General features: G+C 59.7%; 1 protein-coding gene and 1 pseudogene. Both read right to left on the bottom strand.

Features of this window, described 5'->3' with window-relative positions:
- Nucleotides 1–203: 203 nt before the first annotated feature.
- Nucleotides 204–1,229, bottom strand: coding sequence for an IS110 family RNA-guided transposase (locus tag KEC57_RS19315; RefSeq protein ID WP_046543588.1), 1,026 nt, complete (start codon nucleotides 1,227–1,229; stop codon nucleotides 204–206).
- A 119-nt stretch (nucleotides 1,230–1,348) separates the two neighbouring features.
- Nucleotides 1,349–1,710, bottom strand: a pseudogene (locus tag KEC57_RS19310) (hypothetical protein); the annotation flags it as partial.

Here is a 1,710-nt window from a genome sequence, read left to right as displayed (position 1 = left end):
ATCTATCCGGGGTCGCGGATGGGAAAGATCCCGCCCCATGATGGGAGCCGCGCCGGGCAAACCTCAAAAAGCCCACAGCATTGAGGTGCTGTTTTTTGTGTCAGGTTACTTGCCCGGCCGTTGAGTCGTTTATGCCTTCACGTATCTCGCGTCGCAAAACCAGAGGTGACTACTGAAACTGAAGCCGTAAGCGATAGGAAGCGTCAGACTGAGGGAACAGCCTCGATGCTCCGGTAGTGTGTCCCTTTGGCGAGGATGGCCCAGGCGATCCTCGCCAGTTTGTTGGCCAGGGCACAGGCCACCACGTTCGAGTGTCGCCGCGCCAACAGGCTGCGAATCCAGACGCCCAATGCATCCGTGCGGTGCTCGATGCGCTGCATGATGGCCCGCGCACATTGCACCAGCAATCGTCGCAGTTCCTTGTCGCCACGCTTGCTGATGCCCAGTAGCGTTGGTTTGCCGCCGGTGCTGTACTGCCGCGGCACCAGACCAACCGAAGCTGCAAACTGCCTTGCTGAGCCATATTGCTGGGCATCGCCCAACTCAGACATCAACACGCTGGCGGTCATCGGGCCAATGCCAGGAATCTCGAGCAGTCGTTCACTGCGTTCATCCTCGTGTAGCTGGGTAAGCAACTCACGTTCGAGCTGGTGGATCTGCTCGTCCAGATACTTGAAGTGCGCCTGCAAACGTTCGAGCACGACCACCAGCCTCGGCGGCAACGATTCTGCCTCGAGCACGGCAGGCAGTCGCCGGATCACTGCCATGCCGCGCGGCAAGCTGATACCGAACTCCAACAGAAACGCATGAATCTGATTGATCGTGCCGGTGCGGTCACGCACCAGCCGCTCGCGCACACGGTGCAAGGCTGAAACGATTTGCTGGGCTTCGTTGTGCGGGCTCACGAAACGCATGCTCGAACGAGCGGCTGCTTCGCAGATCGCCTGGGCGTCCGCGAAATCGTTCTTGTTGCCTTGCCGGAACGGTTTGACGAATTGCGGAGAAATCAGCTTGGCCTCATGGCCCAGCGCTTGAAGTCGACGTGCGATCCAGTGAGCACCGGCGCAGGCCTCCATGACCACAATGCAACGCGGAAAATTGCCCAGCAGCGTGAACATCTGGCTACGCGTGAGCTTTTTACGGAACACCATCCTGCCTGACGCATCCTGTCCATGCAGGTGGAAGCAGTGCTTGCCGAGATCGATTCCGATCAGCGATACCGTGTCCATGATGGCCCTCCAGAAGGACAAAATCCTCACTCAGCGTAGTCCACTGAGTGAGGATCGGGCTGACCATCCTATTAAGCCCGCCGAAAGGCGGGCTTTTTGTTTGCGTTCAGGCTGCGTGTTCAGTGTGCAGCCGATGCCGCAGCACCTGCATCGCCGCCACCCGAGCGCTCGGGCTTCGTGATCCAGATCAGCCCGATCAGCAGCACGAAAATCGCCGCCGAGATGTAGAACAGGTCGTTCACGCCGAGCTGCGCGGCCTGCTGTGTAGCCATGTTGTTGATCAGCCCGTGCGCCTGGTCCTGCGTCAGCCCGAGGTTGCCCATCTGCATGACGGCCTGGTTGAACGTCGGGTTGTAGACGTTCGCCTGCTCGACCAGTTGCGCGTGATGGAAGTTGTTGCGATGGTCCCAGGCCGTCTGGAAGATCGACGTGCCGATACCGCCGCACATGATCCGCACGAAGTTCGACAGGCCCGATGCCG

This window comes from Microbacterium allomyrinae (genome assembly GCF_020682705.1).
Classification (GTDB): Bacteria; Actinomycetota; Actinomycetes; order Actinomycetales; family Microbacteriaceae; genus Microbacterium; species Microbacterium allomyrinae.
Note: the sequence above shows the minus strand (reverse complement) of the source record. Positions and strands in the feature narration are given on the sequence as shown.

Bases quoted from the DNA above. Each gene is read 5' to 3' on its own strand.
- KEC57_RS19315 (WP_046543588.1), bottom strand. From the start codon at position 1,229: ATGGACACGGTATCGCTGATCGGAATCGATCTCGGCAAGCACTGCTTC.